The sequence below is a fragment of the Massilia eburnea genome (assembly GCF_009720745.1).
GTDB lineage: Bacteria > Pseudomonadota > Gammaproteobacteria > Burkholderiales > Burkholderiaceae_D > Rugamonas > Rugamonas eburnea.
Window position 1 is genome coordinate 1 of record NZ_WNKX01000056.1, and the last position, 2,665, is coordinate 2,665.

The window sequence follows — 2,665 nt, forward strand, 5'->3', positions numbered from 1 at the left end:
CGGTGCCCGTTCTAGTATTGGCCGGGGCTGGGGCCGAATTCCCTGTCGCGGGTGAAGCTGGAGCGTTGTCAGGCGAAGCCAGCGCCGCAGGAAACCTCGGTCGAGCTGGTGCGGCCGCAGACACCTCGGCTCCCTGGCTGAACAACAGGGATGGCATTGGTTCGACGCAAAAGATCGGTGCAACTTCTACTGCTGAGGCTGCCGAAGCGTCTACATCGGCGCCCGGAAGCGGCAATAGTGGAACAAAGTATAGTGATTCGAAAGGGAATCCGATCTCAACGAGTGTAAAGGATCAATCGCAGTCCGCTAAGTATAATGCATCCACCATACCATCTGTGTTTGACGCGCGCACCGCTGCAGCTGATGAGGCAGGGAAAAATGTTATAAATGTGATGGATGGTCTTATTGCTGGTGATAGAGCATCTGTTGTCCAGATTTTAACTCACGAAGATGGTACGGTAAGTGTAGGAATCTCCGGTAATGTAAAACTTCCTTCAACGGCGAATAGAATTTCCATTTTGCAAGCAGCCCTAGATAAAGAATTTGGTGCAGGTAAATATAAGGTTGGGGCTAGAACTTTAGATGAAGCAAGTGGATTAACGAGGGTGGTAGATGAAAAAGGGAAGGTGATTGGTAACATGCCAGGTCTCTGTGCTGAGCCCAAAGCTTGTGTGGCTGCAGCGCAAAATCAAAGTCCGGTTACAGGTAGTGCAACGTTGTGGCGTGGGGCAGGCCCCAACCCATATCCCCACACAGGTCCCAATGCTGGCAAACTGTCACCAAATCAGATGGATCCTTGCCCTACTTGCGCCAAGCCGACTAACCAAGTGATTTATAATGAGACCGCCAACGGCGGCAAGGGAGAGAGCGGGAAAAAATGAGTATCTTGAATAACTTGGTGAAGTTGTTAGCTTTAGGCGTGAAAGACGCGAAAGCTGTTTCTGAGCGCGATATTCGAAATTTTGCAAATGAGATGAATTTGCATTTGCGCGAGGATCATCTGGAATTCTTAATGAATTTTGGATGCGAAACGGGAAGTCGGCTAGAAATTTTCAAGCGGTACGGTGGGGATTTTGGCTTCGAGACATTTGAAAGGGTATATCGTGAAAGGCGTTTTGAAATGGAAGCGCCTTTGGGAACGACATTCTTTGGCACGAGTTTCTTGGGTGATTCATTTTGTGTCGATGGTAAGTCTGGGCAGATTTTTGTTTATGATGAGGGCCAAAGATATGGTATCGTCCATGAGCAAATTGATGGATTTCTTCTGGAATGCCTGCTTTATGTAGATAGAGAAGCATTTTCTGATGAATTGATTAAAAGAGATCTGGATCCGGAATTTATTGAAGAGTTCAGGTTGAATAATATAAGGGAAAAGCTAAATGGAGCTACAAGGTTTGAGTTGGAATACGTCAATGTAGATAACCCGGAAGTCGTTTCTGAATACTATATGCTTGGTTCGAAGCTAATAGCACTGTATCCGTCAACCAGAAGTTTGGTCACTTTTAGTGGCGGTGTTTTAGATCAGCTCTGATTGTTTTGGGGACTGTTCAAATGTCCAGGTCTCAAGCACGTCACTGCAGGCAACGACGTCAATATCACCGCCAAGTCGATCGACATCACGGCCCTGGATAACACCGTTAGTAGCCAAACCGCCGACAGCAACCTGAAGTTCGACGCCTTCGCTCGCGTCAGCTCACCGCTGATCGACCTGGTGAACAACGTCAATGTAGCCAGCAAATCCGATGGCCGCGTAAATGCGATGCAAGGCATTGCTGCGGCCGGGAAGAATCACAGTGCCGGTACGGAAGTGGGCGTTGGCTTCCAGGTTGGCGCGCAGACCGGCGTGTACGTCTACGCCGCCGCCAACGTGGGCAATGGCCACAACAACAGCGACTCCACGATCAACAACAACACCCAGCTCAAAGCGGACACCATCAACCTGCATTGCAAGGGCGACACGACGCTGAGAGGTGCGACTGCAACGGCCGACACCATCAACGCCGATGTCGGCGGTAAGCTGGCCGTGGAAAGCGTGCAGGATACAAGCAAGGAAGAGACCAGCCAGACCGGCGTTGGCGTGCGCGTGCAGGTGGGCTTCGGCGTGTGGAGCGCCAGCGGCAACGTATCTCAGGCCAACAGCCATGGCAGCTCGACCTCGGTCGGCCAGCAATCTGGCCTGTTCGCCGGCGACGGCGGCTACCACGTCAAGGCCGATACGGTTGACCTGAAAGGCGGCGCCATCGTCAGCAGCAACACGACCGATTCCGAGCTGACCACCAACGCGCTGACCACGTCCAATCTTGAAAATAAGATGAGCTACTCGGCCAGCTACGTCAGCATGGCGGGCGGCATTGGCGGCGGCAGTGACTTCGGCAAGAAGGATGATCAGGGCAAAACCATACCCTATACCTCAAATAGTAACGCGTTCGGCAGTGCCAAGGACGGTAACGCGACGCCAGGCCTGCCAATGTATCAAAGGGTAGCGACAGCTCCACCACCTACGCTACTGTCACCGACGGCAAGATCACCATTGGCGGCGTGACGAGCAATTCGGTGAAAGACCTGGGCATCAACACCGACGCGAGCAAAGCCAACGTGGCACTGGACAAGCTGCCAGACCTGAAAAAGCTCATGAAAGAGCAGCAGGCCATATCGATCGCCGCCG

The 2,665-nt window shown here is 52.1% G+C and carries 3 protein-coding genes; all 3 read left to right on the forward strand.

Annotation, left to right across the window (positions count from 1 at the left end; genetic code table 11):
• On the forward strand, window positions 1–881 hold an 881-nt coding region (locus tag GM658_RS28995), incomplete at its 5' end, for a hypothetical protein (RefSeq protein WP_371865319.1).
• Window positions 878–1,531, forward strand: coding sequence for an SMI1/KNR4 family protein (locus GM658_RS28510; protein ID WP_155457494.1), 654 nt, complete (start codon window positions 878–880; stop codon window positions 1,529–1,531). The genes GM658_RS28995 and GM658_RS28510, both read left to right, overlap by 4 nt.
• Window positions 1,532–2,542: a hemagglutinin repeat-containing protein gene (locus GM658_RS28515; RefSeq protein WP_155457495.1), complete on the forward strand. Its 1,011-nt coding sequence runs from the start codon at window positions 1,532–1,534 to the stop codon at window positions 2,540–2,542.
• The last annotated feature ends 123 nt before the right edge of the window (window positions 2,543–2,665 follow it).

Bases quoted from the DNA above. Each gene is read 5' to 3' on its own strand.
- GM658_RS28510 (WP_155457494.1), top strand. From the start codon at position 878: ATGAGTATCTTGAATAACTTGGTGAAGTTGTTAGCTTTAGGCGTGAAA.